General features: G+C 57.7%; 24 protein-coding genes, 1 pseudogene and 1 other annotated feature. Of the genes and pseudogenes, 22 read left to right on the top strand and 3 right to left on the bottom strand.

All coding sequences use genetic code 11. The features are described from left to right. Positions 1-12 precede the first annotated feature (12 nt). The 6 genes from RWS31_RS01550 (at position 13) to RWS31_RS01575 (ending at position 6,938) form a co-directional block, all read left to right on the top strand. Positions 13-606, top strand: coding sequence for an IMP cyclohydrolase (locus tag RWS31_RS01550; protein ID WP_009646364.1), 594 nt, complete (start codon positions 13-15; stop codon positions 604-606). Between the two features lie 10 nt (positions 607-616). Further along, positions 617-1,894 carry a phosphoribosylamine--glycine ligase gene (gene purD, locus RWS31_RS01555; RefSeq protein WP_314595539.1) on the top strand — a complete coding sequence of 426 codons (1,278 nt, stop codon included), beginning with the start codon at positions 617-619 and terminating at the stop codon, positions 1,892-1,894. 6 nt (positions 1,895-1,900) lie between these two features. Beyond that, the gene (locus tag RWS31_RS01560) at positions 1,901-4,843 is read left to right on the top strand and encodes an insulinase family protein (RefSeq protein WP_314595540.1); all 2,943 of its coding nucleotides are present in this window, start codon (positions 1,901-1,903) and stop codon (positions 4,841-4,843) included. A gap of 90 nt (positions 4,844-4,933) precedes the next feature. Continuing rightward, the gene (gene dapA / locus RWS31_RS01565) at positions 4,934-5,821 is read left to right on the top strand and encodes a 4-hydroxy-tetrahydrodipicolinate synthase (RefSeq protein WP_314595542.1); all 888 of its coding nucleotides are present in this window, start codon (positions 4,934-4,936) and stop codon (positions 5,819-5,821) included. Positions 5,822-5,860: 39 nt separating this feature from the next. Next, positions 5,861-6,409 carry a coenzyme F(420) biosynthesis enzyme gene (locus tag RWS31_RS01570; RefSeq protein WP_314595544.1) on the top strand — a complete coding sequence of 183 codons (549 nt, stop codon included), beginning with the start codon at positions 5,861-5,863 and terminating at the stop codon, positions 6,407-6,409. Positions 6,410-6,521: 112 nt separating this feature from the next. Further along, complete coding sequence (locus RWS31_RS01575; RefSeq protein WP_314595546.1) at positions 6,522-6,938, top strand: YbaN family protein; 417 nt, start codon at positions 6,522-6,524, stop codon at positions 6,936-6,938. Here RWS31_RS01575 and RWS31_RS01580 read toward each other — a convergent pair. Further along, positions 6,923-7,672, bottom strand: a complete 750-nt coding sequence (locus tag RWS31_RS01580; protein WP_314595548.1) for a transglycosylase domain-containing protein — start codon at positions 7,670-7,672, stop codon at positions 6,923-6,925. The genes RWS31_RS01575 and RWS31_RS01580 overlap by 16 nt on opposite strands. 202 nt (positions 7,673-7,874) lie before the next feature. Here RWS31_RS01580 and argC point away from each other — a divergent pair, with 202 nt between their 5' ends. From argC to RWS31_RS01625, 9 genes and pseudogenes are all read left to right on the top strand, one after another. Continuing rightward, positions 7,875-8,909 carry an N-acetyl-gamma-glutamyl-phosphate reductase gene (gene argC / locus RWS31_RS01585; protein ID WP_314595549.1) on the top strand — a complete coding sequence of 345 codons (1,035 nt, stop codon included), beginning with the start codon at positions 7,875-7,877 and terminating at the stop codon, positions 8,907-8,909. Positions 8,910-8,927: 18 nt separating this feature from the next. After that, positions 8,928-10,139 (top strand): bifunctional glutamate N-acetyltransferase/amino-acid acetyltransferase ArgJ, encoded by a 1,212-nt coding sequence (gene argJ / locus RWS31_RS01590; RefSeq protein ID WP_314595552.1) that lies wholly within the window; start codon positions 8,928-8,930, stop codon positions 10,137-10,139. Positions 10,140-10,151: 12 nt separating this feature from the next. Continuing rightward, positions 10,152-11,036 carry an acetylglutamate kinase gene (argB, locus tag RWS31_RS01595; RefSeq protein ID WP_314595554.1) on the top strand — a complete coding sequence of 295 codons (885 nt, stop codon included), beginning with the start codon at positions 10,152-10,154 and terminating at the stop codon, positions 11,034-11,036. Between the two features lie 26 nt (positions 11,037-11,062). Next, a complete protein-coding gene (locus tag RWS31_RS01600) occupies positions 11,063-12,268 on the top strand; it encodes an aspartate aminotransferase family protein (protein WP_314595556.1) in 1,206 nt (401 codons plus the stop codon). Between the two features lie 15 nt (positions 12,269-12,283). Further along, positions 12,284-13,216 (top strand): ornithine carbamoyltransferase, encoded by a 933-nt coding sequence (argF, locus tag RWS31_RS01605; protein WP_314595557.1) that lies wholly within the window; start codon positions 12,284-12,286, stop codon positions 13,214-13,216. Between the two features lie 115 nt (positions 13,217-13,331). Beyond that, a complete protein-coding gene (locus RWS31_RS01610; RefSeq protein WP_264919229.1) occupies positions 13,332-14,552 on the top strand; it encodes an argininosuccinate synthase in 1,221 nt (406 codons plus the stop codon). Further along, on the top strand, positions 14,549-15,976 hold the full coding sequence (gene argH, locus RWS31_RS01615) for an argininosuccinate lyase (protein WP_314595561.1): 1,428 nt from the start codon (positions 14,549-14,551) through the stop codon (positions 15,974-15,976). The genes RWS31_RS01610 and argH overlap by 4 nt, the downstream gene beginning before the upstream one ends. 173 nt (positions 15,977-16,149) lie before the next feature. After that, positions 16,150-16,230 (top strand): annotated as a pseudogene (locus RWS31_RS01620) (hypothetical protein); the annotation flags it as partial. 485 nt (positions 16,231-16,715) lie between these two features. Beyond that, a complete protein-coding gene (locus RWS31_RS01625; RefSeq protein WP_314595563.1) occupies positions 16,716-17,435 on the top strand; it encodes an ATP-binding domain-containing protein in 720 nt (239 codons plus the stop codon). A gap of 110 nt (positions 17,436-17,545) precedes the next feature. On the opposite strand, the gene RWS31_RS01630 is transcribed toward RWS31_RS01625, so the two are convergent. Next, positions 17,546-17,926, bottom strand: coding sequence for a hypothetical protein (locus RWS31_RS01630; protein WP_314595565.1), 381 nt, complete (start codon positions 17,924-17,926; stop codon positions 17,546-17,548). Between the two features lie 313 nt (positions 17,927-18,239). Continuing rightward, positions 18,240-18,347 (top strand) — a sequence feature (ribosomal protein L20 leader region). A gap of 23 nt (positions 18,348-18,370) precedes the next feature. Here RWS31_RS01630 and infC point away from each other — a divergent pair. The 4 genes from infC to RWS31_RS01650 all read left to right on the top strand — a co-directional run bounded on the left by infC (position 18,371) and on the right by RWS31_RS01650 (position 20,473). Then, positions 18,371-18,901 (top strand): translation initiation factor IF-3, encoded by a 531-nt coding sequence (gene infC / locus RWS31_RS01635; RefSeq protein WP_049781183.1) that lies wholly within the window; start codon positions 18,371-18,373, stop codon positions 18,899-18,901. A 2-nt stretch (positions 18,902-18,903) separates the two neighbouring features. Further along, positions 18,904-19,098, top strand: a complete 195-nt coding sequence (gene rpmI / locus RWS31_RS01640; protein WP_006192168.1) for a 50S ribosomal protein L35 — start codon at positions 18,904-18,906, stop codon at positions 19,096-19,098. 31 nt (positions 19,099-19,129) lie between these two features. Further along, the gene (gene rplT, locus RWS31_RS01645) at positions 19,130-19,483 is read left to right on the top strand and encodes a 50S ribosomal protein L20 (protein WP_006192170.1); all 354 of its coding nucleotides are present in this window, start codon (positions 19,130-19,132) and stop codon (positions 19,481-19,483) included. Positions 19,484-19,651: 168 nt separating this feature from the next. Further along, a complete protein-coding gene (locus RWS31_RS01650) occupies positions 19,652-20,473 on the top strand; it encodes an RNA methyltransferase (RefSeq protein ID WP_314595567.1) in 822 nt (273 codons plus the stop codon). On the opposite strand, the gene RWS31_RS01655 is transcribed toward RWS31_RS01650, so the two are convergent. Further along, positions 20,461-21,162, bottom strand: a complete 702-nt coding sequence (locus RWS31_RS01655) for a thiamine diphosphokinase (protein ID WP_314595569.1) — start codon at positions 21,160-21,162, stop codon at positions 20,461-20,463. The genes RWS31_RS01650 and RWS31_RS01655 overlap by 13 nt on opposite strands. 108 nt (positions 21,163-21,270) lie before the next feature. Between RWS31_RS01655 and RWS31_RS01660 the strand changes: the two genes are divergently transcribed. From RWS31_RS01660 to hfq, 3 genes are read left to right on the top strand one after another with little or no spacing between them, the layout of a single operon-like run. Continuing rightward, a complete protein-coding gene (locus tag RWS31_RS01660) occupies positions 21,271-21,948 on the top strand; it encodes a metal-dependent hydrolase (RefSeq protein ID WP_006192175.1) in 678 nt (225 codons plus the stop codon). Beyond that, the gene (miaA, locus tag RWS31_RS01665) at positions 21,945-22,904 is read left to right on the top strand and encodes a tRNA (adenosine(37)-N6)-dimethylallyltransferase MiaA (protein ID WP_314595570.1); all 960 of its coding nucleotides are present in this window, start codon (positions 21,945-21,947) and stop codon (positions 22,902-22,904) included. Before RWS31_RS01660 ends, miaA begins: the two co-directional genes overlap by 4 nt. After that, positions 22,873-23,106 (top strand): RNA chaperone Hfq, encoded by a 234-nt coding sequence (gene hfq, locus RWS31_RS01670; protein WP_009646425.1) that lies wholly within the window; start codon positions 22,873-22,875, stop codon positions 23,104-23,106. Before miaA ends, hfq begins: the two co-directional genes overlap by 32 nt. Positions 23,107-23,120 lie beyond the last annotated feature (14 nt).

The following is a 23,120-nucleotide window of genomic DNA, read 5'->3' on the forward strand; positions in this document are numbered from 1 at the left end:
TGGAGGTTGACCATGAAAATCAAGCGTGCTCTCATCAGTGTATCGGACAAGACGGGCGTCGTCGAGTTCGCACGCAAGCTGCATGATGCCGGTGTTGAGATCGTCTCGACGGGCGGCACGATGAAGGCAATCCGCGATGCGGGCATCCCCGTGCTCTACGTCAGTGATGTCACGGGTTTCCCTGAGATCATGGACGGCAGGGTCAAGACGCTCAATCCCTACATCCACGGCGGCATTCTCGCCGTGCGCGACGATCCCAAGCATGTACAGCAGATGAAGGAGCACAAGATCACACCGATCGATCTCGTCGTCGTCAACCTCTATCCGTTCGATGCGACTGTGGCGAAACCAAACGTGACGCTCGCCGAGGCGATCGAGAACATCGACATCGGCGGCCCTGCGATGATCCGCGCTGCCGCGAAGAACTTCAAGTTCGTTGCCGTCGTGACGAACCCCTCGCACTACGACGAGGTCGCGGAGATGATTCAAAAGGACGGCTGTGTGCGCGGCATGAAACGCATGGAACTCGCTCGTGAGGCGTTCCGTCACACGTCGGTCTACGACGAACACATCGCCGCATATCTTTCGGAGCAGATTGAGAAATAGGAGCAACGAGATGAAGATTTTGGTCATCGGCAGCGGCGGGCGCGAGCATGCACTTGCCTGGAAGCTCAAGGATAGTCCTCAGACGGAAAAACTTTATGCGATTCCGGGCAATCCGGGCATGGCGGCAATCGCCGAATGCGTGCCGCAGATCTTTCCGACGGACAATACGGCAGTCGTCACTTTTGCCAAGGAGAACGACATCGATCTCGTCGTCGTCGGCCCTGAGGCGCCGCTTGCGGGCGGCCTCGTCGACGCACTGGCGGCGGAGGGAATCAAGGCATTCGGTCCCGCGAAGCTCGCGGCGGAGATTGAGGGTTCGAAGGCATTTTCCAAAGACCTCATGAAGAAGTACGGCATCCCGACGGCGAAATACGAAGTGTTTTCCGATGCCGCCGCCGCACGCGCCTACGTCAAAGCCGAGGGTGCGCCCATCGTCATCAAGGCGGACGGACTCGCGGCGGGCAAGGGCGTCGTCGTCGCCATGACCGAGGAGGAAGCGCTTGCCGCCGTCGACGAGATCATGGAGGGCGAAGCATTCGGCGCAGCGGGCAGCCGCGTCGTCATTGAGGAATTCATGGCGGGCGAGGAGGTTTCCATCCTCGCGTTCACCGACGGCAAGACGATTCGCGCGATGATTCCGTCGCAGGATCATAAGCGCGCCTACGACGGCGACAAAGGGCCGAACACCGGCGGCATGGGCGCTTATGCGCCCGCTCCCGTCGCGCCTCCCGCTCTCGTCGCCGAGGTGCAGCGGACGATTCTGGAGCCGACGATCCGCGCGATGGAGCAGGAAGGGCGGCTCTACAAAGGCTGCCTCTATGCAGGACTCATGGTCACAGAGGAAGGCGCGAAGGTCGTCGAGTTCAATTGCCGCTTCGGCGATCCTGAGACGGAGGTTGTGCTGCCGCTCCTCAAAGGCGACCTCGTCGAAATCATGCTGTCGTGCGTCGACGGCAATCTCGCCGATGTCGAGATTCCGTGGAGCACGGGCGCGGCGGTGACCGTCGTCCTCGCGGCGGGCGGCTATCCGAAGACCTACGAGAAGGGCGCGGAAATCACGGGTCTCGCCGATGCTGAGGCGGAAGGATGCCTCGTCTTTCATGCGGGAACGGCAGAGAAGGACGGCAAGATCGTCACGGCGGGCGGCCGCGTGCTGAACGTCGTCGCTGAGGCAGCGGACATCCGCGCGGCGGTTGAGAAGGCATATCGCGGCGTCGGGTGCGTACATTTCAAGGACGCCTTCTGCCGCAAGGACATCGCGCACCGTGCATTGGAAAGGATGAAATGAACCTCTATGAAGTTGAACCTCAAGGAAAATGAGATTCTCCACGGTTTCCGTCTGCTCAAGCAGCAGACGGTGCCGGAGATCGATGCGAAGGCCTATGCGTTCGTGCATGAAAAGAGCGGCGCCCGCCTTTTCTTTTTGGAAAACGACGACGACAACAAAGTCTTTTCCATCAGCTTCCGTACGACGCCGGCGGATGATACGGGCGTGGCGCACATCGTCGAGCATTCGGTGCTCTGCGGCTCCAGGAAGTACCCGCTCAAGGAGCCGTTCGTCGAGCTTGTCAAAGGCTCTTTGAACACCTTCCTCAACGCCATGACCTTTCCCGATAAGACGATGTACCCTGTGGCGAGCCGCAATGACAAGGACTTCCAGAACCTCATGGATGTCTATCTCGACGCGGTCTTTTATCCTTCGATGAAGGAGACGCCTGAAATCTTCCAGCAGGAGGGTTGGCACTACGAGATCGACAATGCCGAAGAGCCGCTTCGCTACAGCGGCGTCGTCTACAACGAGATGAAGGGCGCTCTGTCCTCGCCCGATGACGTGCTTGAGAACAAGATCATGCTCTCCCTTTATCCCGATACGACGTACGGCTTCGAGTCGGGCGGCGATCCCGATGCGATTCCGACGCTGACGTATGAGGATTTCTGCGCCTTTCACAGCCGCTACTACCATCCGTCGAACAGCTATATCTACCTCTACGGCGCGATGGACATTGAGGAAAAACTCGCCTATCTCGACCGCGAATATCTCGCCGCGTTCGACCGAATTGAGCCGCATTCCGAGATTGCTTTGCAGCAGTCCTTCCGTGATATGGCTCGCAAGGAGGACTTTTACTCCATTAGCGAGGGGGAGAAGGTGTCGGAGAAAACCTTCTTGGCGCTGAATTGGCTCGTGGGAGAGGCGGACAATGCCGAAGCGATGCTCGCTCTCGAAATTCTGCAGCATGCTCTCCTGCAGACGGAAGCCGCGCCCCTCAAAAAAGCGCTGATGGACGCGAAGATCGGCAAGGACGTCAGCGCTTCCTTCGAGGATGCGCTGCGCCAGCCTTACCTGAGCATCATCGTCACGAGTTCGGAGGCGGAGCGCGCCGAGGAGTTTTGCCGCCTGACGGAAGAGGCGATGCGCGGCCTCATCGAGAACGGCATCGACAAGACGCTGCTCGAAGCGTCGATCAACCGCCTCGAATTCAAGGCGCGTGAGGCGGACTTCGGCACGTTTCCCAAGGGGCTTGTCTACAATATCAAGATCATGAACAGCTGGCTCTATGATGCTGACCCTGCGCTCTACCTCTATTATGAGGAGCTTTTTCGGAAGATGCGCGAAGGACTCAAAGGGCGCTACTTTGAAGAGGTCTTGGAAAAGTACCTCGTGAAGAATGCGCATCGTTCTCTCGTCGTACTCAAGCCTAGCAAGACGCTTTCCTCTGAGCGCGAGGCGGCGCTTTCCGAAGCGCTGGAAAAGAAGAAGCAGGCGCTCACGCACGAGGAGATTGAGCGCATCATCGAGATGAACAAACGCCTGAAGGAACGGCAGGAAAGCTCCGAGACAGCGGAGGCCCTGGCGACGATCCCTCTTCTTGAACTCTCCGATATTCGCAGGGAAGTGGAGAAACTGCCGCTCACCGAGCGTGAGATCGAGGGCTGCAAGGTGCTCCACAGCGACATTTTCACGAACAAGATCGCCTACGTCAACCTCTATTTCGATGCGCAGGGCGTGCCGCAGGAACACATCCCGTATCTTTTTTTGCTGACCGAGCTTCTTGATGCGGTTGACACAGAGAGCCATACGTACGCCGAGCTGTCGAATCTCTCGAACCTCCATACGGGCGGCATATCGTACGAAAATTCCGCCGCCGTCCGAAACGGCGAGCCGGATTCCTGCATGCCGATGTTCCGCGTGCGTGCACGCGCCTTCGTGCGCAAACTACCCGAGCTGTTCTCGCTTCTCGCGGAGGTTCTGACCGAGAGCAAGTTCACGGACAAGAAGCGCATCGAGGAGCTTTGCGGACAGTGCCGCGCCGTCATGGAGGCTCGCGTCATGAGCGCCTCGCAGCGCAGTATGGCGGCACGCATCGCGTCTTATCTGTCGCCGGCGGGCGCTTACAACGAGCAGGCGATGCTGTCCTTCTATAGCTTCATCGCCGACCTCACCGATCACTTCGAGGAACGCTTCGAGGAGCTTTCTCAGATACTCGCAAGCCTCCTGCCGCTTGTGTTCACAAAGGGCAATTTGACCATCGGCGTGACGCTCGCCGAAGCCGAATATGCCACGTTCGCCGAGGAGGCCGCAAAGTTCTGCCGCCGTCTGCCGCAGGTGAAGTCAGAGCCGCAGGTCTATCACTTTGATGTGCGTGCGAAGAACGAGGGGATTCTGTCGTCGAGTCGCGTGCAGTATGTGGGCAAGGCGGCGAACTTCCTGCACCTCGGCTTTTCCTACACGGGCAGCATGAGCGTTCTGGAGACGATCCTGCGCTACGACTACTTCTGGACGAAAATCCGCGTGCAGGGCGGTGCCTATGGCGCATTTACGCAGTTCAGCCGCGTCGGCTTCCTGTTCTTCGGCTCGTACCGCGATCCGAACCTCAGGGAAACGCTCGAAATATTTGATAAGACGGCGGATTATCTGCGCGGGTTTGACGTGTCCGACCGCGAGATGGTGAAGTTCATCATCGGCACGATCAGTACGGTCGACGCGCCGCTGACGCCGCAGCTCAAGGGACTTGCCGCGCAGGATGGCTTCCTGCGCCATGTGACGGAAGCCGATCGTCAGAAGTCGCGCGATGAGATTCTTGCGACGCGGCAGGCGGACATTCGCGCTCTGGCGGATGTCGTCGACGCCTGCATGCAGGAAAACGTCCTGTGCGTCTTCGGCAATGAAGAAAAACTGAAGGAAAATGCAGGCCTTTTCGGCGGGCTTCTGCACGCTCTGGGCAGTGCGGCTGATTGACTTTCTTCCCTTGTCATGCCATAATGAAGAGAAACGCTGCACACGTCGGCGTTTCTCTCCAAATGAGATAATATCAAGGGGGACTTCGGAATGAAAGAACCAATCTTTACTGGTGCGGGCGTCGCCATCATCACTCCCTTTACGGAAGATGGCGTGAACTTCGAGGAGTTCGGCCGCATCATCGAAGATCAGATCGCGGGCGGCACGGACGCCATCGTCGTCACAGGAACGACGGGCGAGGCGGCAGCCATGAGCGATGCCGAGCACAAGGAAGCCATCAAGTTTGTCGTTGAGACAGTCGGCGGACGCATCCCCGTCATCGCGGGCACAGGATCGAACGATACGAACTACGCGATCCAACTTTCGCAGTATGCGGAGAAGGCGGGGGCGAACGGGCTGTTGCTCGTGACGCCGTACTATAACAAGTGTACGCAGGGAGGCCTTGTCAAGCATTTCTCGAAGATTGCCGACAATGTCAATATCCCGAGCATCGTCTACAATGTGCCGTCGCGCACGGGCGTCAACATTCTGCCCGCGACGTATGCCCGTCTCGCCGAGCATCCGCGCATCAACGCGACGAAGGAAGCGAGCGGCAACCTCGCGGCAGTGGCGCGCATCCGTAAGGCTTGCGGCGATTCGCTCAACGTCTATTCGGGTAACGACGATGAGATCGTGCCGATCCTCTCCATCGGCGGCAAGGGCGTCATTTCCGTTCTTTCCAACGTCGCGCCGAAGGCGACTCACGATATGTGTCGTCTGTACTTCGAGGGAAAGGTTGAGGAAGCAGCGAAGATTCAGATTGACTACATGGATCTGATCGAGGCGCTTTTCTCCGAGGTTAATCCGATTCCTGTCAAGACGGCGATGCGCCTCATGGGCTACGAGACGGGGCACTTGCGCATGCCGCTTTCCGAGCTGGAGCCTGATCATCTGGAGCCGTTGAAAAAGGCGCTGAAGAGTCACGGCCTTTTGCAGTGACTTCATGCCGATTGAGAAAGAGTCAAGGAGGAAGATTCAATGAAGAAGATTGTCCAAGTCATGCTTTTCATCTGCCTGACCGTGTTCGGCATGCAGGTCGCTTTCGCCAATGCCGACAAGGTCACGATCCCGGAGGGCGCCGACATTGTCAGCGTCAAGCGTCTTGCTCTCGCAGCGCCGCTCTACACGCCGACGAAGGACGCTCCGACGAAAGATGAACTGCTCGCTTCGATGTATGAGGCAAGCAATGTGGCGCGCAGCTATGTGCTTTCCTATGATATGGTTGCCGCCGACATTCAGAAGAATACAGGCGTTGACATCAAGTCGCTTGACCGTCGCCAGGCCGCAAAGGTCTACAAGGAAAACGTGGCCGCCGATGCCGATGCTTATGTCGTCTTGACAGTCGCGAACAACAGTCGCATCGTCTTTTTCTTCGATGTCTATCGCTCGGGCACGAACGAGCTTCTCTACACCTATCAGATTGTAGCGAACAGAAGCCAGAAGGCGAATACGGAAACGTACAAGGCTCTGTCGGAGCAGTTCTACAAGAACTTCGAGCGCTCCGCCAACGAACAGGCAAAGAAATAAAAGGAAGGGGGGCTGCGCATAAGTCGATCGGACTTGTGCGGCAGCCCCTTCTTTATGCGGCAGGGTGCAGCTGAAAATCTGCACGGACAATACGGACAGAAAGGAAGATCGGATGATTTCAGCGAATCGCTTGATGCGCTATCTTTGGCTCGGTGTTGGCATGACCTCCCTTGCCTTGGGCACGGCGGGCATCGTTTTGCCGCTGTTGCCGACGGTGCCGTTCTATCTTCTGGCGGCATTCTGCTTTGCCAAGAGTTCGGAGCGTCTCCATCGGTGGTTTGCCGCCACAAAATTGTATCAGAAATACGTCGTCCCGTTCAACGACGGCAATGGCATGACGCGGCAGGCGAAGCTCAAAACCATGGCGCTCGTGACGGGAGTCATGAGCATCAGCGGTTACTTTCTTTTGGATAACCGCATGGGCTTGATGATGCTTGGCGGCGCATGGCTTCTTCAGTGCGCCGCGATGCTCTTTTTCGTCAAGACGAGGAAGTGTGAGAAGCCTCCTGTCGGTCAGTGTGCGAAGTAGAGCGGCTTGATCTTGGCGGATTCTGCGACGGATTCCGTGATGCAGCCCGTCCGTACCATGGCGTCGAGCACGACGATCTGCCGCTTCTTTGCAAGCATGAAGTCAACGTAGGGCGAATAGACGGAAGGCGCGTTGGGGATTCCTGCGAGCATTGACGTCTCGGGCAGGTCGAGTTCGTGCGGCTCTCTGCCGAAGTAGCCGACAGAAGCTTCGTGTATACCGTAAAAGCCTGAGCCGAAGTAGATCGTGTTGAGATACAGCTCCAGAATCTCATCCTTGGAGTAGTGCATCTCAAGATCGAGCGAAAGCAGCGCTTCTTCCAACTTGCGGTCGAGGGACTGCTCGTCAGACAGAAAGAGGTTTTTGGCGAGCTGCTGTGTGATCGTGCTCGCGCCTTCCTCGATGCGTCCATATTGCAGATTGACGAGCGTCGCGCGTGCGATCGCTTCGGGATCGAAGCCGTGATGCGAGTAGAAGCGGCTGTCTTCGACGGCGACGACGGCGTCGAGGAGCGAGTCGGGCATTTCGTCGATCGTCACATAGTGCTCGCGTTGGTGCACGCGCTCAGCGACCGCATCGCGCAGAAAGATGAGGCGGCGAGCTTCCTGCATCTTCGGCATGGAGTCGAAGAACGCGGGACGAAAGATTGCCGCACTGCCCGTGACGAGGAAGGCGAGACAGAAAACGGTGAGGAGAAAGAGGGAAAAGCGCAAGAGCCGCTTGATTTTCTTCATGATGGCAAAAGCGTCCTCCTTAAAGTATATTCGTCTTTATTATAAGTTATACCGTCCTTTTTTGGAATACATTTCGCAAAAACAGCAATGATACAATTTGTTTAGAAGATAAATCACCCAAATCTATTGCATAATTATGCAATAAAATGTATAATTATAAACGTCGTTCGACAAAGGAATTCGGGAAGGGGCGGTCGAGCACATGAAAGTGAGCATTATCGGAGCTACGGGCTACGCGGGGGCGGAGCTTCTGCGGCTTCTTTACGAACACCCGCAGGCGGATGTCGTGCACATCACGTCGGAGAGCCATACGGGGGAAAAGATCTCGAGCATCTATCCACATCTTCGCGGTATTTACGACGAAGCGCTCGAAAGCATGAAGGACATCGAGCGCATCGGCAGAGACAGCGATTTCGTTTTCATCGGCCTGCCGCACGGTCATGCGATGGCGGCGGGCAAGGCGCTCGAAGGCGAGAAGACGCGCATCATCGATCTCGGCGCAGACTATCGCTTCGCTGACACAGCGGTCTATGAAGCGTGGTACAAGGTTAAGCATACGCACAAGGAAGCCGAGCGCGTCTACGGTCTGGCGGAGCTCAATCGCGAGGCGATTCGCGGTGCGAAGATCATTGGCAACGCGGGCTGCTACACGACGGCGAGCATCCTCGCGCTCGCACCTCTCGCCAAGAATCACCTCGTTGACATGGCGAGCATCGTCGTCGACGCGAAGTCCGGCGTATCGGGCGCGGGGCGCTCGGCGAAGCAGGCGAATCTTCTGCCCGAGCTTTACGACAGCTTCAAGGCGTACGGCGTCGCTACGCATCGCCATACGCCTGAGATCGAGCAAGCGATGACGGAGCTTTCGGGCGAAGCGTGCATCCTGTCCTTCACGCCGCACCTCGTGCCCATGTCGCGCGGCATCCTCGCGACATGCTATGCGCGGTTGAAAGAAGGCATCGAACCCAATATGGTCGATGCAGCATACGAAACGATGTACGGCGAGGAATACTTCGTGCGGCTTCTCGGACGCGGCGGCTATCCGGCGACGAAGGCGGTGCGCGGTTCGAACTTCTGCGACATCGGCTGGCATATCGACGAGAGGACGCGTCGCGTCGTCGTCCTCTCTGCCATCGACAATCTCGTCAAGGGGGCGGCGGGACAGGCCGTGCAGAACTTCAACATCGCCTGCGGCTTCGATGAGAAGCTCGGGCTTGATCATATCGCAGTTTATCCATAATACAGGAGGGTATACAACATGTTTTCTGATACAGGAGCAAAAAAAGGCGTGACATTTCCCAAGGGATTCAAGGCGGCGGGCGTCAAAGCCAGCATTAAGAAGAGCGGCAACCTCGACGTCGCCGTGATCTATTCGGAGACGGAAGCTGCCGTCGCGGGCGTCTTCACGCAGAACGCCGTGGCGGCGGCACCCGTCTACGTTTCCAAAGCGGCGGTCGAGGACGGCAAGGCGCGCGCCATCGTGGCCAATGCGGGCTGTGCGAATGCCTGCACGGGCGAGCAGGGCATGAAGGATGCAAAGCGTACGGCAGAGATTGCAGCGAAGGCGCTCGGCTGTACGGCGGATGACGTCCTCGTCGCCTCGACGGGCGTCATCGGCGTGAATCTGCCGATGGACAAGCTTGAGCAGGGCGTCAAGGATGCTGTGGCAAGCCTTTCCACGGAAGGCAGCGTCGATGCAGGTAATGCCATCATCACGACGGACACATATTCTAAGGCGTGTTCGACGGAGGTCGAGATCGGCGGCAGGAAGGTGCGCTTCGGCGCGATTGCCAAAGGCTCGGGTATGATCCAGCCGAATATGGCGACGATGCTCTCTTTCATCACGACGGACGCGGCGATCGACAGCAAACTCCTGCAGCAGGCGCTTTCCGAGATCACTGAGGTCACGTTCAACATGATCTCGGTCGACGGCGACATGAGCACAAACGATATGGTGACGGTGCTTGCGAACGGTGCGGCGGGCAATGCGAAGATCACGGAGAAGAACGCTGACTACGAAATTTTCTATCGGACGCTCAAGGAGATCTGCACGGGGCTTTCCGAGCGCATTGCGGCGGACGGCGAGGGCGCGACGAAGTTCCTGACCGTGCATGTGACGGGTGCGGAGTCTTTCGATGCGGCGAAGCAGGTCGCGATGAGCATCGCGAAGTCGCCGCTCGTCAAGACGGCGTTCTTCGGTGAAGATCCGAACTGGGGGCGCGTCATCTGCGCCGTCGGCTATGCGGGTGTGCCTATGACGCCCGAGAAAACCGTCGTGAAGTTCGGCGGCATTCCCGTCTATGCGAACGGCACGGGCGCTTCCTGCGATGCAGACGCCTTGCGCAAGGTTATGGGACAGCATGACATCGTCATCGATGTCGAGATGGGCTTGGGCAGTGCCGAAGCGACGGTCTGGACATGCGACTTTTCCTATGAGTATGTGAAGATCAACGGCGAGTACCATACCTGAGGCGGTGAAGTGATGTTTGCGGCAAACGACAAGGCGGCGATCCTCGTCGAGGCGCTGCCTTATATACAAGAGTTTTATGGCAAGACTGTCGTCATCAAGTACGGCGGCAACGCCATGATCAATGAAGAGCTCAAGGAAAAAGTCATGCAGGACGTGGCGCTGATGAAGTATGTCGGCATACAACCCGTCATCGTGCATGGCGGCGGCCCTGAGATCACGGGATTTCTCGGCAAGGTCGGCAAGGAGACGGAGTTCATCAGCGGCCTGCGCGTGACGGATGAAGAAACGGTCGAGATCGCTGAGATGGTGCTCGACGGCAAGATCAACTCCGACATCGTGACGCTCCTCAATCGCCGCGGCGTCAGTGCCGTCGGATTGTCGGGCAAGGATGCGAACCTCATTCGCGCGCAAAAGAAGCTCGCGACGGTCTACGAAGGGGAAGAGAGCCGGAAGGTGGACATCGGCTATGTCGGTCAGGTCGAAAAAGTCGACACGCGCCTCCTGCAAGACCTCATCGCGCACGACTACATCCCCGTCATCGCGCCCATCGGCGTCGGTGCGGACGGCGAGAGCTACAACATCAACGCCGACTACGTGGCGGCAGAGATCGCGGGTGCGCTCGGGGCGGAGAAGCTCCTGCTCCTGACGGACGTCGAGGGCGTCTACAAGGACTATGAAGACAAATCATCCTTCATCTCGACGCTCACGGCAGCCGAGGCGCGCCGCTATATCGAGGACGGCACCTTGACGGGCGGCATGATCCCGAAGGTAGAAGCGTGCCTGAGGGCGCTCGATGCGGGTGCGGCAAAGACGCATATCATCGACGGCAGGCTCGGCCACTCCATCATCTTGGAAATCTTCACCTCGGCGGGCATCGGCACGCAGGTCGTGAAGTGACGGCGCATGGAAAAGCGGGGGAAATTATGAAAGAAACAGATGAAGCAATCTACGCGAAGGACGCGGCGGGCTATCTGCCCGTGTTCAACCGCTACAAGATCGTGCTCGACCACGGCGAGGGCGTCTACGTTTTCGACAACAACGGCAGGAAGTACATCGACTTCCTCGCGGGCATTGCGGTCAACGTACTCGGCCACGCCTATGCGCCGCTCGTCGAGACGATCGCCGAACAGGCGGGGCGCATGATCCACTGCTCGAATCTCTACTACACGCAGGCGCAGGCGGATGCAGCGGAAAGGCTCGTGCGCCTATCAGGGCTCGGCAAGGCGTTTTTTGCCAATTCGGGCGCGGAAGCGAACGAGGGCGCAATTAAGGTCGCGCACAAGTATGCGCACGCGAAAGATCCTGAAAAGTCGCAGATCATCACGGCGTGGCATAGTTTTCACGGACGCACGCTCGCGACATTGACGGCGACGGGACAGCCGAAGTATCACGAAGGCTTTGGTCCACTGCCCGAGGGATTCGACTATGTGCATTACGGCAATATCGAAGAGCTGGAAAAGATGATGAGCGCGAAGACGTGCGCCGTCATGCTCGAAACGATTCAAGGCGAGGGTGGCGTCCATGTGCCGACGGCAGAATATTTGAAGCGCGTGCGCGAGCTTTGCGACGAGCACGGCGCACTCTTGATCTTCGATGAGATCCAATGCGGCATGGGGCGCACGGGCAAGATGTTCGCTTACGAGCATTTCGACGTGCAGCCCGACATCGTGACGCTTGCCAAGGGTCTTGCGGGCGGTGTGCCCATCGGTGCGTTCATCGTGACGGACGAGGCGGCGGCTGCTCTCCATGCGGGCGATCACGGCACGACCTTCGGCGGCAATCCTCTCGCGTGTGCGGCGGCAAACGTCGTGCTCGACACGGTGCAGAACGAGGGCATCTTGGGTCACGTCGACAAGGTCGGTGCGTATTTCCGTGAAAAGCTCGAAGGCTTTCGAAAGAAGCATCCGGCACTCATCAAGGAAGTGCGCGGCATGGGGCTTCTTCTCGGCATGGAGCTTTCCATAGAGGGACGAGGCATTGTCAACGAATGCTTGGAGCACGGCGCAATCATCAACTGCACGGCAGGAAATATCCTGCGCTTCGTGCCGCCGTTGATCGTCAAGGAAGCGCATATCGACGAACTCTGTGCGATCTTGGAGCCGATTCTGGCGAAGTATGCCAAGGGTTGAAGGGGAGGAGAACGTATGTTAAAAGGCAGAGATTTACTTTCCATTCACGATCTTTCCGTTGAGGAGGTCGAGGCGATTCTCGCTCTTGCCGAAGAACTCAAGGCGATGCAGAAGGCGGGCATCGAGCACCGCGTTCTCGCGGGCAAGACGCTCGGCATGATCTTCGAGAAATCCTCGACGAGGACGCGCGTTTCCTTTGAGACGGGCATGTTTCAGCTCGGCGGACAGGCGCTCTTCCTCTCGAACCGCGATCTGCAGATCGGGCGCGGCGAGCCGATCAAGGATACGGCTCGCGTCCTATCGCGCTATCTCGATGGCGTGATGATCCGCACCTTCGAGCATGAGAAGGTGGAGGAGTTCGCCAAGTATGCCGACGTCCCTGTCATCAACGCCTTGACTGATCTCCTCCATCCGTGCCAGGCGCTGACCGACCTTCTGACGATTCGCGAGCACAAGGGAAAGAATCTCAAAGGGCTGAAGATGGCGTACGTCGGTGACGGCAACAATATGACGCATTCTCTGATGTATGCGGCGGCAAAGACGGGCATGAACTTCGTCGCCGCGACGCCTGCAGACTACGCGCCCGATGAAGGGGTGACGCAGAGGGCGCAGGAAGATGCGAAGGAGACGGGCGCGAGCATCGCGCTCGTGACCGACCCGTTTGCAGCGGCGAAGGACGCCGACATCCTCGTGACGGACACATGGGCGAGCATGGGGCAGGAGGCGGAGCACGAGGAGCGCAAGAAAATTTTTGCGCCGTACCAGATCAACGGCGACCTGCTCGCTGTCGCCGACAAACGCGCCATCGTCATGCACTGCCTGCCCGCCTATCGCGGCGAGGAGATCACGGAAGATGTTTTAGAGAGATTCTCCAACGTCATCTTCGACGAGGCGGAGAACCGCCTGCATACGCAGAAGGCAATCATGGCGCTTTTGATGGCGGACTGACGTCATCTTATCTGCGATCTCCGGCAGGAAAAATTTATGAAAGCGCGTATTCTTAAGGAGACGCTGAATTTATCAGTGCTTCCTTGATATAAAATATTTTAAGGAGCTGTTTTTCATGGCAAAGGCAAAAGTGAAGAAAGTCGTACTCGCATATTCGGGCGGTCTGGACACCTCCGTCATCATTCCGTGGCTCAAGGAGAACTATGACGGCTGCGAAGTCATCGCGGCGTGCGTGGATATCGGGCAGGGCGATGAGGTCGCGCCCGTGCATGACAAGGCGCTGAAGTCCGGCGCGTCGAAGGCATACGTCGAAGACCTCACGCAGGAATTTCTCGAAGATTACGTCTGGCCGACGCTCAAGGCGCAGGCGGTCTACGAGGGCAAGTACCTCTTGGGCACGTCGTTCGCGCGTCCCTTGATCGCCAAGCGTCTCGTCGAGATCGCGAAAGCGGAGGGCGCGGATGCCATCGCGCACGGCGCGACGGGTAAGGGCAACGACCAGGTGCGTTTTGAGCTGACGATCAAGGCTCTCGCGCCGAATCTCACGATCATCGCCCCGTGGCGCGAATGGGAACTTGGCGCGCGCACGGAGGAAATCGAGTACGCGAAGAAGCACGGCATCCCCGTCGCTGAGGAAAACAAGACGTACAGCATGGATCGCAACATCTGGCACCTGTCGCATGAAGGCTCCGACCTCGAAGATCCGTGGAACGAGCCGAAGAACGAGATGTTCCTGATCTCGAAAGCTCCCGAGGACGCGCCCGACAAGCCCGAGTATGTCACGATCGACTTCGAGAAGGGCATTCCCGTCGCCGTCAACGGCGAGAAGCTCGGCGCGGTCGAACTTCTGACGAAGCTCAACGAGATCGGCGCGAGAAACGGCGTCGGCATCACGGATATATGCGAGAATCGCCTCGTCGGCATGAAGTCGCGCGGCGTCTACGAGAATCCCGGCGGCGCGATCCTCTACTATGCGCACCGCGAGCTTGAGTATCTGTGCCTCGACCGCGCGACGTACCACTACAAGGAAGGTGTCGCCATCCGCTTCGGCGAACTCGTCTACGACGGCATGTGGTTCTGCCAGCTCAGGGAAGCGCTGCAGGCGTTCGTCGACAGCACGCAAGAGAGCGTCACGGGCACGGTGCGCCTGAAGCTCTACAAGGGCAATATCATCAGCGCCGGCTCGAAGTCGCCGTATTCGCTCTACAGTCAGGAATTCGTGACCTTTGAGCGCGACGAGGTCTACGACCAGTCCGACGCGACGGGTTTCATCAACCTCTTCGGCCTGCCCTTGAAGGTGCGTGCCCTCATGCAGGAAAAGGCAGGGAAGAAATGAGCGAACAGCTTTGGGGCGGTCGTTTCTCCAAGAGCACGGACGAGATGATCAACGATTTCCAGGCATCGATTTCCTTCGACAAGCGCATGTACCGCGAGGACATCGCGGGCAGCATCGCACACGCGAAGATGCTCGCCAATCGCGGCATCATCACGGAAACGGATAGAGATGCCATCATCTCTGGGCTGCGTGATATTTTGCAAAAAATCGAGCACGGCGACTTCGACTTTTCTGTCGCGCTCGAAGACATTCACATGAACATCGAGAAGCGACTGACCGACGCGATCGGCGAGGCGGGCGGCAGGCTGCACACGGCGCGCAGCCGCAATGACCAAGTTGCGCTCGACACGCACCTCTATATGCGCGGACAGACGCTCGCCGTGCTCGGCTGCATTGCCGACTTGCAGCGTGCGCTCGTCGAGACGGCAGAGCGCTATCCCGACGTGATCATGCCGGGCTATACGCACTTGCAGCGTGCGCAGCCGATCCTCTTCTCGCATCACATGCTCGCCTACTTCTCCATGCTCGCACGCGACTTCTCACGCTTCCTGGGTGTTTACGAGCGTGCGGACATCATGCCGCTCGGCGCGGGTGCGCTTGCGGGCACGACGTTCCCCATCGACCGCGAATTCGTGGCGGAGGAACTTCACTTCGATGCCGTCTACACGAACAGCCTCGATGCCGTCAGCGACCGCGACTACATCATGGAATTCCTCTCCGCCGCTTCCATCCTCATGGTGCATTTGTCGCGGCTCTCCGAGGAAATCATCCTCTGGTGCTCGCGCGAATTCTCCTTCATTGAGCTTGACGACGCGCACTGCACAGGTTCTTCGATGATGCCGCAGAAGAAGAATCCCGACGTCTCCGAACTCGTGCGCGGCAAGACGGGACGCGTCATCGGCCACCTCATGGCGATGCTCACGATCGTCAAGGGTCTGCCGCTCGCCTACAACAAGGATCTGCAGGAGGACAAGGAAGGCGTGTTCGACGCCATCGACACGGTGAAATTCAGCCTCGCCGTCTACACAGCGCTCCTGCGCGGCATGACGGTCAAAGGCGACGTCATGAAACGCGCCGTCACGGAAGACTTCTCCAACGCCACCGACCTTGCTGACTACCTCGTGAAGAAAGGCATGCCGTTCAGAAAAGCGCACGCCGTCGCAGGACGCGCCGTGCATCTTTGCATCGAGCAGGGCAAGTGGCTCGAAGACATGACCATGGAGGAATTCCACGCCCTGTCCGACCTCTTCGACGAGGACATAAAAGAAGCCATCCGTCCCGAAACCTGTGTAAAGAACCGCAATTCTTTGGGCGGCACCTCGTACAGCCAGGTTGCATGGCAGCTTGAAAAAGCGAAAGCGCTGCTTGATGAGGAAGGCAAGAAGCAGGAAAAATTGAAGAAGAAAGAGATTCGGCTCGATTGATGGGCAAGCCCCCTTGCTGGGCACGTTGTATTGAATCGTGCATCTCAACAGCAAAAAACGGAGTGTCGCTGTCGGCACTCCGTTTTTTCTGTTGAGAGGGCGTGCGTACGGCTTCGCAGGGGGAGGCGGATTTCGTCGTGCTGCATCCGAGGCACGGCATCCTCGCCATTGAGGTGAAGGCGGGCGGGATTGCCTACGAAGATGGCTCATGGCAGCAGACGAACCGTCGCACGGGCGAGCGGAAGGTCATCTATCCGTTTCAGCAGGCGGAGAACAGCTGTCAGCGCATCCTTGCGGAGTTGCGCCAAAGGATGCCGCAGCATGTGCCTCTCGTGGGCAAGGCGGTTTGGTTCACCTCTGTGGAGATTCCTCAAGGCAAGCCTTTACCGTTGGAATCGCCGCGCGACATCATCCTCGACGCGGGCGATTTGCGTGAGCCGAAAGCGAAATTGGAGAAGATTTACAGCTATTGGCGCAAGCTGTTCCATATTCCTGAACGCGTGCAGTCGCCGAGCGTGTTCAAACAAGTCATCCAGACATTGCAGCCCGTGTTCCGCATCGTGGAGACGGTTTCTGCCGCGTCGCAGGCAGTCGAGCAATCGATGGCGCGGCTGACGAATGCGCAGTTCGCGCTCTTGTGCTACGCGATTTCGAGATGTTTTTTTAGAATGAATTTGATGATACTCTGTGGGAGTATCCGAACATCGTCATCGATGAGGCACAGGACTTCCCGAGCGCATTGCTCGAACATCTTGCGCTCTTGGCTGAGCTTCATGACGAAGCGTTCTATTTATTTTATGATCGCGGGCAGACAATCATTTCGCGCCGCCCGACAGGGCAGACGCAGCAGATGGCGGCAGAGTGGATCGACGCACACATGGACTGCCGGCTCGTTCTCTATCGCAACTGCCGCAATACGGCGGAGATTGGGCGCACGGTGCAGAGCTTCCTTGCGGGCAGACACAAGAATTATCTCAATGCCATCCATGGCAAAAAGCCTCGTACCGTATTCGTTCCCGATGTAGAAGCGCTTGCAGCCGCCGCCGCCGATTTCGTGCGCCGTATGAAGAGCGAAGAGAAACTGGAACTTCAGGACATCGTGATCCTCACGGTGAGCACGCTGGAAAAGAGCATGTTCGCAGGCGTGATGTCGCTCGCAGGGATTCCTCTCGCTCATCAGCCAGCGGAGGGAAAGGTCTGGTTCACGACGGTGCGTCGCTACAAGGGCCTGGAGGCGAAGGCCGTCCTCCTCGTGGATGTGCATGTGTCGAAGCTCGTGAAGCCGACCTGCCAACGACTCGTCTACGTCGGCAGCTCACGCGCTTCTGCGTATCTTGAGACGATATTTCTTAGCGATATTTCGGCAGAGGAGTATCCAGTATTGGTTGAGCAGTTGGATACCAATATGGAACCGTCTCCACAAGGAGTTGCGAGGTGGCTTGGAATGGAGGCGCAATGATTTCCGCATCGTGCGCTTTGAGCATGAAAAATCCCGCCTGTTGCAGATTGTCTTCTGAACGGGCGGGATTTTTCATGTTGGGGGAATACGTGCTTTCGTGAGCGGTGGTCTCAATAGTACCAGTATTCCTTAATGTAATATGGCCAACCTAGAGAATCCATGCAAAACTCAAAGATCTGATCCCTGGGGAGGACGACCGTCGTATGGTCTCCGCGCATGGTGCTTGTTTCATATCGCCACATATCCGATTTGTATTTGCTGAAAGTCCAATGGACGATGCGTATCAGATCTCCGTTTCGCACCTCCTTGGTAGATACCTTGAAATATTTTATGTTGTCCGATGAACCACTTGTAAGCGTATCATCCATAACGTAGATATCGACATTCTCAGAATTCCAATGGTCGACCCATACGTCCTTTGCCTCGCAGACGTATGATGGTAGCAGAATGGCTGCAGATACGAGCAAAGCCATGAGAAAAAGTTTTTTCATTTTACACTCCTCCTGAGAATTCCTTAACCCCAGCGTATCTTGAGATGCTCATAAGAGAAATCTCCGTTTTGAGCAACCATTGTCCAGCCTGTTGTCCCATCGCTCTTGCGAAGGCAGTACCATGCCTCGATGGAAAGGAAATGCACCTAGGTACAGCTTGTCATTTATATTCGTATAAACCCCCTCCATAAAGCCTTTTATATAATGTATATTCTGCATATTATATGAGATTCCTCTAAATATTTCGGGGTAAAAAGCGGTGTTTTGAAAAATCCCTTGACGTACGGTGCATTGATATGATAACATAGGCAAGTAATTCAAGAAGAGGCCGCCGCTTCTCACCTGTCGACATGCGTCGAGCGGGTCTTATATGCAGGTTTTGCAAAGGAAGGGGTGGCGTCTGCCGCCCTTTTTATTTGCTCGTTCACCAGGAGGTGTTTTCCCATTAGCAGGGACTCTTTAAGAATCAACGAAGAAATCCGCATTCGCGAGGTGCGCGTCACGAGCGCGTCCGGCGAGCAGCTTGGCATCATGGCGACACGCGATGCCTTGCGCATGGCGGAGGAGCAGCATCTCGATCTCGTCGAGGTTGCGCCGAAAGCGAAGCCTCCTGTCTGCCGCATCATGGATTTCGGCAAGTACCGTTACGAGCAGCAAAAAAGGGAGAAGGAGGCGAAGAAGAAGCAGAAGATCGTCACGATCAAGGAGGTCAAGCTGCGCCCGAACATCGAGCAGCATGATTTCGACGTGAAGCTCAAGAATGCTCTTCGCTTTCTGGAAGAAGGAAACAAGGTCAAGGTCACGATCATGTTCCGTGGCCGCGAATTGTCGCATCCAGAGCTTGGCCGAGAGGTATTGAACAAGGTGGCCGACCGGCTCAAGGAGCTCGTTTCCATCGAGCGTGATGCGAAGCTGGAGGGCAAGAATATGACGATGATTCTCGCCCCGAAGGCGCAGACTAAAGGAGGAAAATAAACATGCCAAAGGTAAAGACACGCAGGGCCGCTGCCAAGCGCTTTTCGATAACGGGTTCCGGTGAGTTCAAGCGGAACAAGGCGTTCAAGAGCCATATCCTTGAGAAGAAGACGAGGAAGCGCAAGCGCAACCTGCGCAAGGCTACGCTTGTCGCCGCCGCTGACCACAGGCGCGTGCGCGATATGCTGAACAAGTAAGATTCGAGCGAAGATAATGGAGGAATAAGATATGCCAAGAGTAAAATCCGGCGTTACGGCGCATCGCCGCCATAAGAAGATCCTGAAGCTCGCCAAGGGCTATCGCGGCGCAAAGAGCAAGCAGTTCAAGAAGGCGAACGAGACGGTCATGAAGGCGCTCTACTATGCGCGTCGTGATCGCCGCGCGAAGAAGGGCGAGTTCCGCAAGCTCTGGATCGCCCGCATCAATGCGGCTGCACGCATGAACGGCATTTCCTACAGCCGTCTCATCAACGGCTTGACGAAGGCCGGCGTCGAGGTCAATCGCAAGATGTTTGCCGATCTTGCCGTGCACGATGAGAAGGCGTTTGCCCAGCTCGTCGCTATTGCTAAGGAAAATCAGTAAGAAGATTGACGAAAGGGGAGCTTTCCACAGCTCCTCTTTTTTTATGAAAGTCAAGAAGTCAAACTCGAAGGGTGCAGACTGCTTGGGAGGCTTTCTGTAAGGGCGGTGCACGATGTCATGAAAGTGGACGTTCGTGCATATAATATGTACAGTTTTTGCGGAGGAACGATGGAAAAGATCGAGAGCGCACAGAATAAGAGGATCAAGTGGCTTGCGAACTTGAAGAATACCAGGCGGCGGAAGGAAGAAGGCGTCGTCGTCGCCGAGGGTGTGCGGCTCGTCGAGATGGCGGCGGAGGCGGGCTGGGCGATGCGCTTTTGCCTCGTCACAGCCGAGGCGGCGCGGGAGGAGCGTACGGAGCGCATCCTCGCGCGGCTTGCGTCCCTCGGCTGCCCGCTCGCTGAGGTGACGCCGGAGGTCTATAAGAAGGCGAGCGATACCGATGCGCCGCAGGGCATTTTGCTTGTACTGGAAGAGCGGGGCGCTAGTCTTGCGGCTCTTGCGACGCGGCAGGAAATGCATGTCGTCGTGCTCGACGGCGTGCAGGATCCGGGCAATGCGGGAACGATCGTGCGCACGGCGGATGCTGCGGGCGCGGATGCCGTCGTCTGTCTGGAGGATACGATCGACGTGTTTTCTGCCAAGGCGGTTCGCGCAAGCATGGGATCAGTCTTTCATGTGCCCGTCGTGCGGAACGTGTCTCGCACGGCGCTGTGCGAGTTCCTGCAGCAGGGACGCGTGCGGCTCTTGGCTGCCGATCTCGACGAGACGGCACAGCCGTACTATGCGGCGGATTACAGCGGCCGGCTCGCGCTCGCCTTCGGCAACGAGGGCAACGGCGTGTCGGACGAGGTTCGTCGGATGGCTGAGGCAAAGCTCTTCATCCCGATGTTCGGCAAGGCGGAATCGCTCAACGTGGCGACCGCCGCCGCCCTTGTGCTCTATGAGGCGGCGGGCGTGCGCCGCGGCTTTCGGCGTCATTGCCAATAGAGATAGACGGCGAGCGTGCCCGCTTGCAGGCTGACGCGGAAGGAGGAGCTTCCTTCCGCCAGTTCGTTGCTCACGGCGTAGGGTTCTTCCTGGCGCAGGACGGCGTCTTCGAGCGGCCATTGTGTTCCTGCTAGAGAGATGCCGCGACATTCACCGCCCAAGGCGAGGAGAGAGAGGGCCTTGGGCGTTTGTTTTGCCGTGAAGGAAAGGCTGTCTTCCTCGTGCAGGAAGAAGCACGCTTCCTGCTCGTCCGCCAGAATCATCGGGATGCCGCTGAAGGCGCAGGAAAAGAACGTGCTCATGGCGTGATCGAAGCGGCCGCCGAAAGCCCCCGTGAGCAGGAGAAACGTGTCGGGGGATTTCTCCTTGATTTTGGCAAGTGCGAGCTGCGTGTCCGTGAGATCCTTCTTGACATCGAAGCGCTCGCAGGGAACGCCTTCGGCGAGCGCCCAAGACCAGGCGGCGGGCGAGGCGCTGTCTGCGTCGCCGAGCAGGAAGTCGGGCACGCATTTCATCGCGTGGCAGAGGTCGACGCCGTGATCGATCGCCCAGAGCTTGCCGCGCCGCGCCTTTTGCATCCAGTCGGCGGCGGGCGGGCGGCCTCCTGTGACCAAGGTGCAGATGTGTGCGGGAAGCGCACGAGAGAACGCGATCGTGCCCTGCGGCAGGGAAAATTCATGGGAGCGCATGTTTTTCCTCCTCCATTTCCGTTTGTAGGAAGGTTTTTCAATTTTTTTGTTTAATTATACAATATATAGCTTTTTTGTGCTCGACTAAAATGAGAGGAGTCAAATGCGATGATCAAGTATACGTATTACGGGCACGCTTCGTTCCTGCTCGACGACGGCACGTCGAAGGTTCTGACCGACCCGTTCCTCACGGGAAATCCGCTCGCTGCGATCCAGGCGGATGAGGTGGAGTGCGACTACATCTTACTGACGCATGCGCACGGCGATCATCTCGGCGACGCGCCTGCCATCGCCAAGCGCACGGGCGCGATGGTCTTAGGCATCCCGGAGGTTCTCGATGTCTGTTTGCAGGCGGAGAGCGACATCAAGACGCACGGCATGAACATCGGCGGCTCGGTCAAGCTTCCCTTCGGCAAGGTGCGCATGACGATGGCGCTGCACAGCTCGGGCGTCGCGGGCGGCATCGCCTGCGGCTACGTTATCCAGATCGGCGGCATCAACGTCTACTTCGCCGGCGATACGGCGCTTTTCAGCGACATGAAGCTCATCGGGCAGAAGGATCCGCTCGACTACGCGGTTCTGCCCATCGGCGACAATTATACGATGGGACTTGAGGATGCGGCTCTTGCCGCACAGTGGCTCAACACGAAGAACGTCATACCGATTCACTACAACACTTGGCCCGTCATCGCGCAGGAAGCGGGGCGGTACAAGGAAGTGACGGAGGGCATGACGCGTGCCGCCGTGCATATCGTAGAGCCGGGCGGTACGTTGGAGCTTGCATGAAGAAGGAGCGGCTCGTCGTCCTCATAGGGCCGACGGCGGTCGGCAAGACCGCGCTTTCCCTCGCGCTTGCCCGACGGCTTGATGCGGAAATCATCTCGGGCGATTCGATGCTCTTTTATCGGGGCTTCGACATCGGCACGGCGAAGCCGACGAAAGAAGAGCGCGCCGCCGTGCCGCATCACTTCATCGACATTCTTGCGCCCGAGGCGTCGTTCAACGTCATGGACTTTCAGCGCCTCGCGCGGGAGGAGATCGGGCGCATCGCCGCGCGCGGCAAGCTGCCTCTCGTCGTCGGCGGCACGGGGCTTTACATCAAGTCGCTCTTGGAAGGGTATGTCTTCAACGAGACTTCGGGCGATCGCGCTTATCGTGAAAAGCTTGAGAGGCTGGCACAGGAAAAGGGCAAGGCGTTTGTCCACGGCCTTTTGCAGGAAGCCGATCCGGAGGCGGCGGCTCGTCTGCATGTCAACGATTTCCGCCGCGTCGTGCGTGCCTTGGAGGTCGCTTCCTTGGGAAACGAGCATATCTCCGAGCAGCGCGAGGCGGCAGGCGGGGAGCTTGCCTACGATGCCTATGTCATCGGACTGCGGCGTGAGCGGCAGGCGCTCTATGCACGTATCGAGGAACGTGTCGATGCGATGTTGGAGGCAGGCTTTGCCGACGAGGTGCGCTCTCTCTTGGCGGAGGGCGTGCCTCGTGACTGTCCGGCGATGAAGGGCATCGGCTATCGCGAGATGCTTGCCTATTTTGCGGGAAGCATGGACTTGCCGCTTGCCACAGCGGAAATCAAGAAGGCGACGCGCCATTTCGCGAAGCGCCAGCTCACTTGGTTTCGCAAGATGCCGTATGTACATTGGTATGCAGCGTCGCAGGGGGAAGAGCTGCTGCTGGAAAAAATTTGTACGGATATAAGGAGGTCTTTCCATGCCGGTAAAACCGCTGAACCTACAGGATAATTTTCTCAATCAGATGCGCAAGGAGAACCGGGCAGTCAGCATCCATCTGCTCAACGGCTTCCAGATGAAGGGATATGTCAAGGGCTTCGACAATTTCACAGTGATTCTTGAGGTGGCGGGCAAGCAGAATCTTGTTTACAAGCACGCCATATCGACGATCGCGGCGACGAAGCTTGCGTCGGCCGGCGAGGCAGAAAAATAAGAAAAGAGCCTTCT

Source organism: uncultured Selenomonas sp. (assembly GCF_963528755.1).
Taxonomy (GTDB): Bacteria; Bacillota; Negativicutes; order Selenomonadales; family Selenomonadaceae; genus Selenomonas.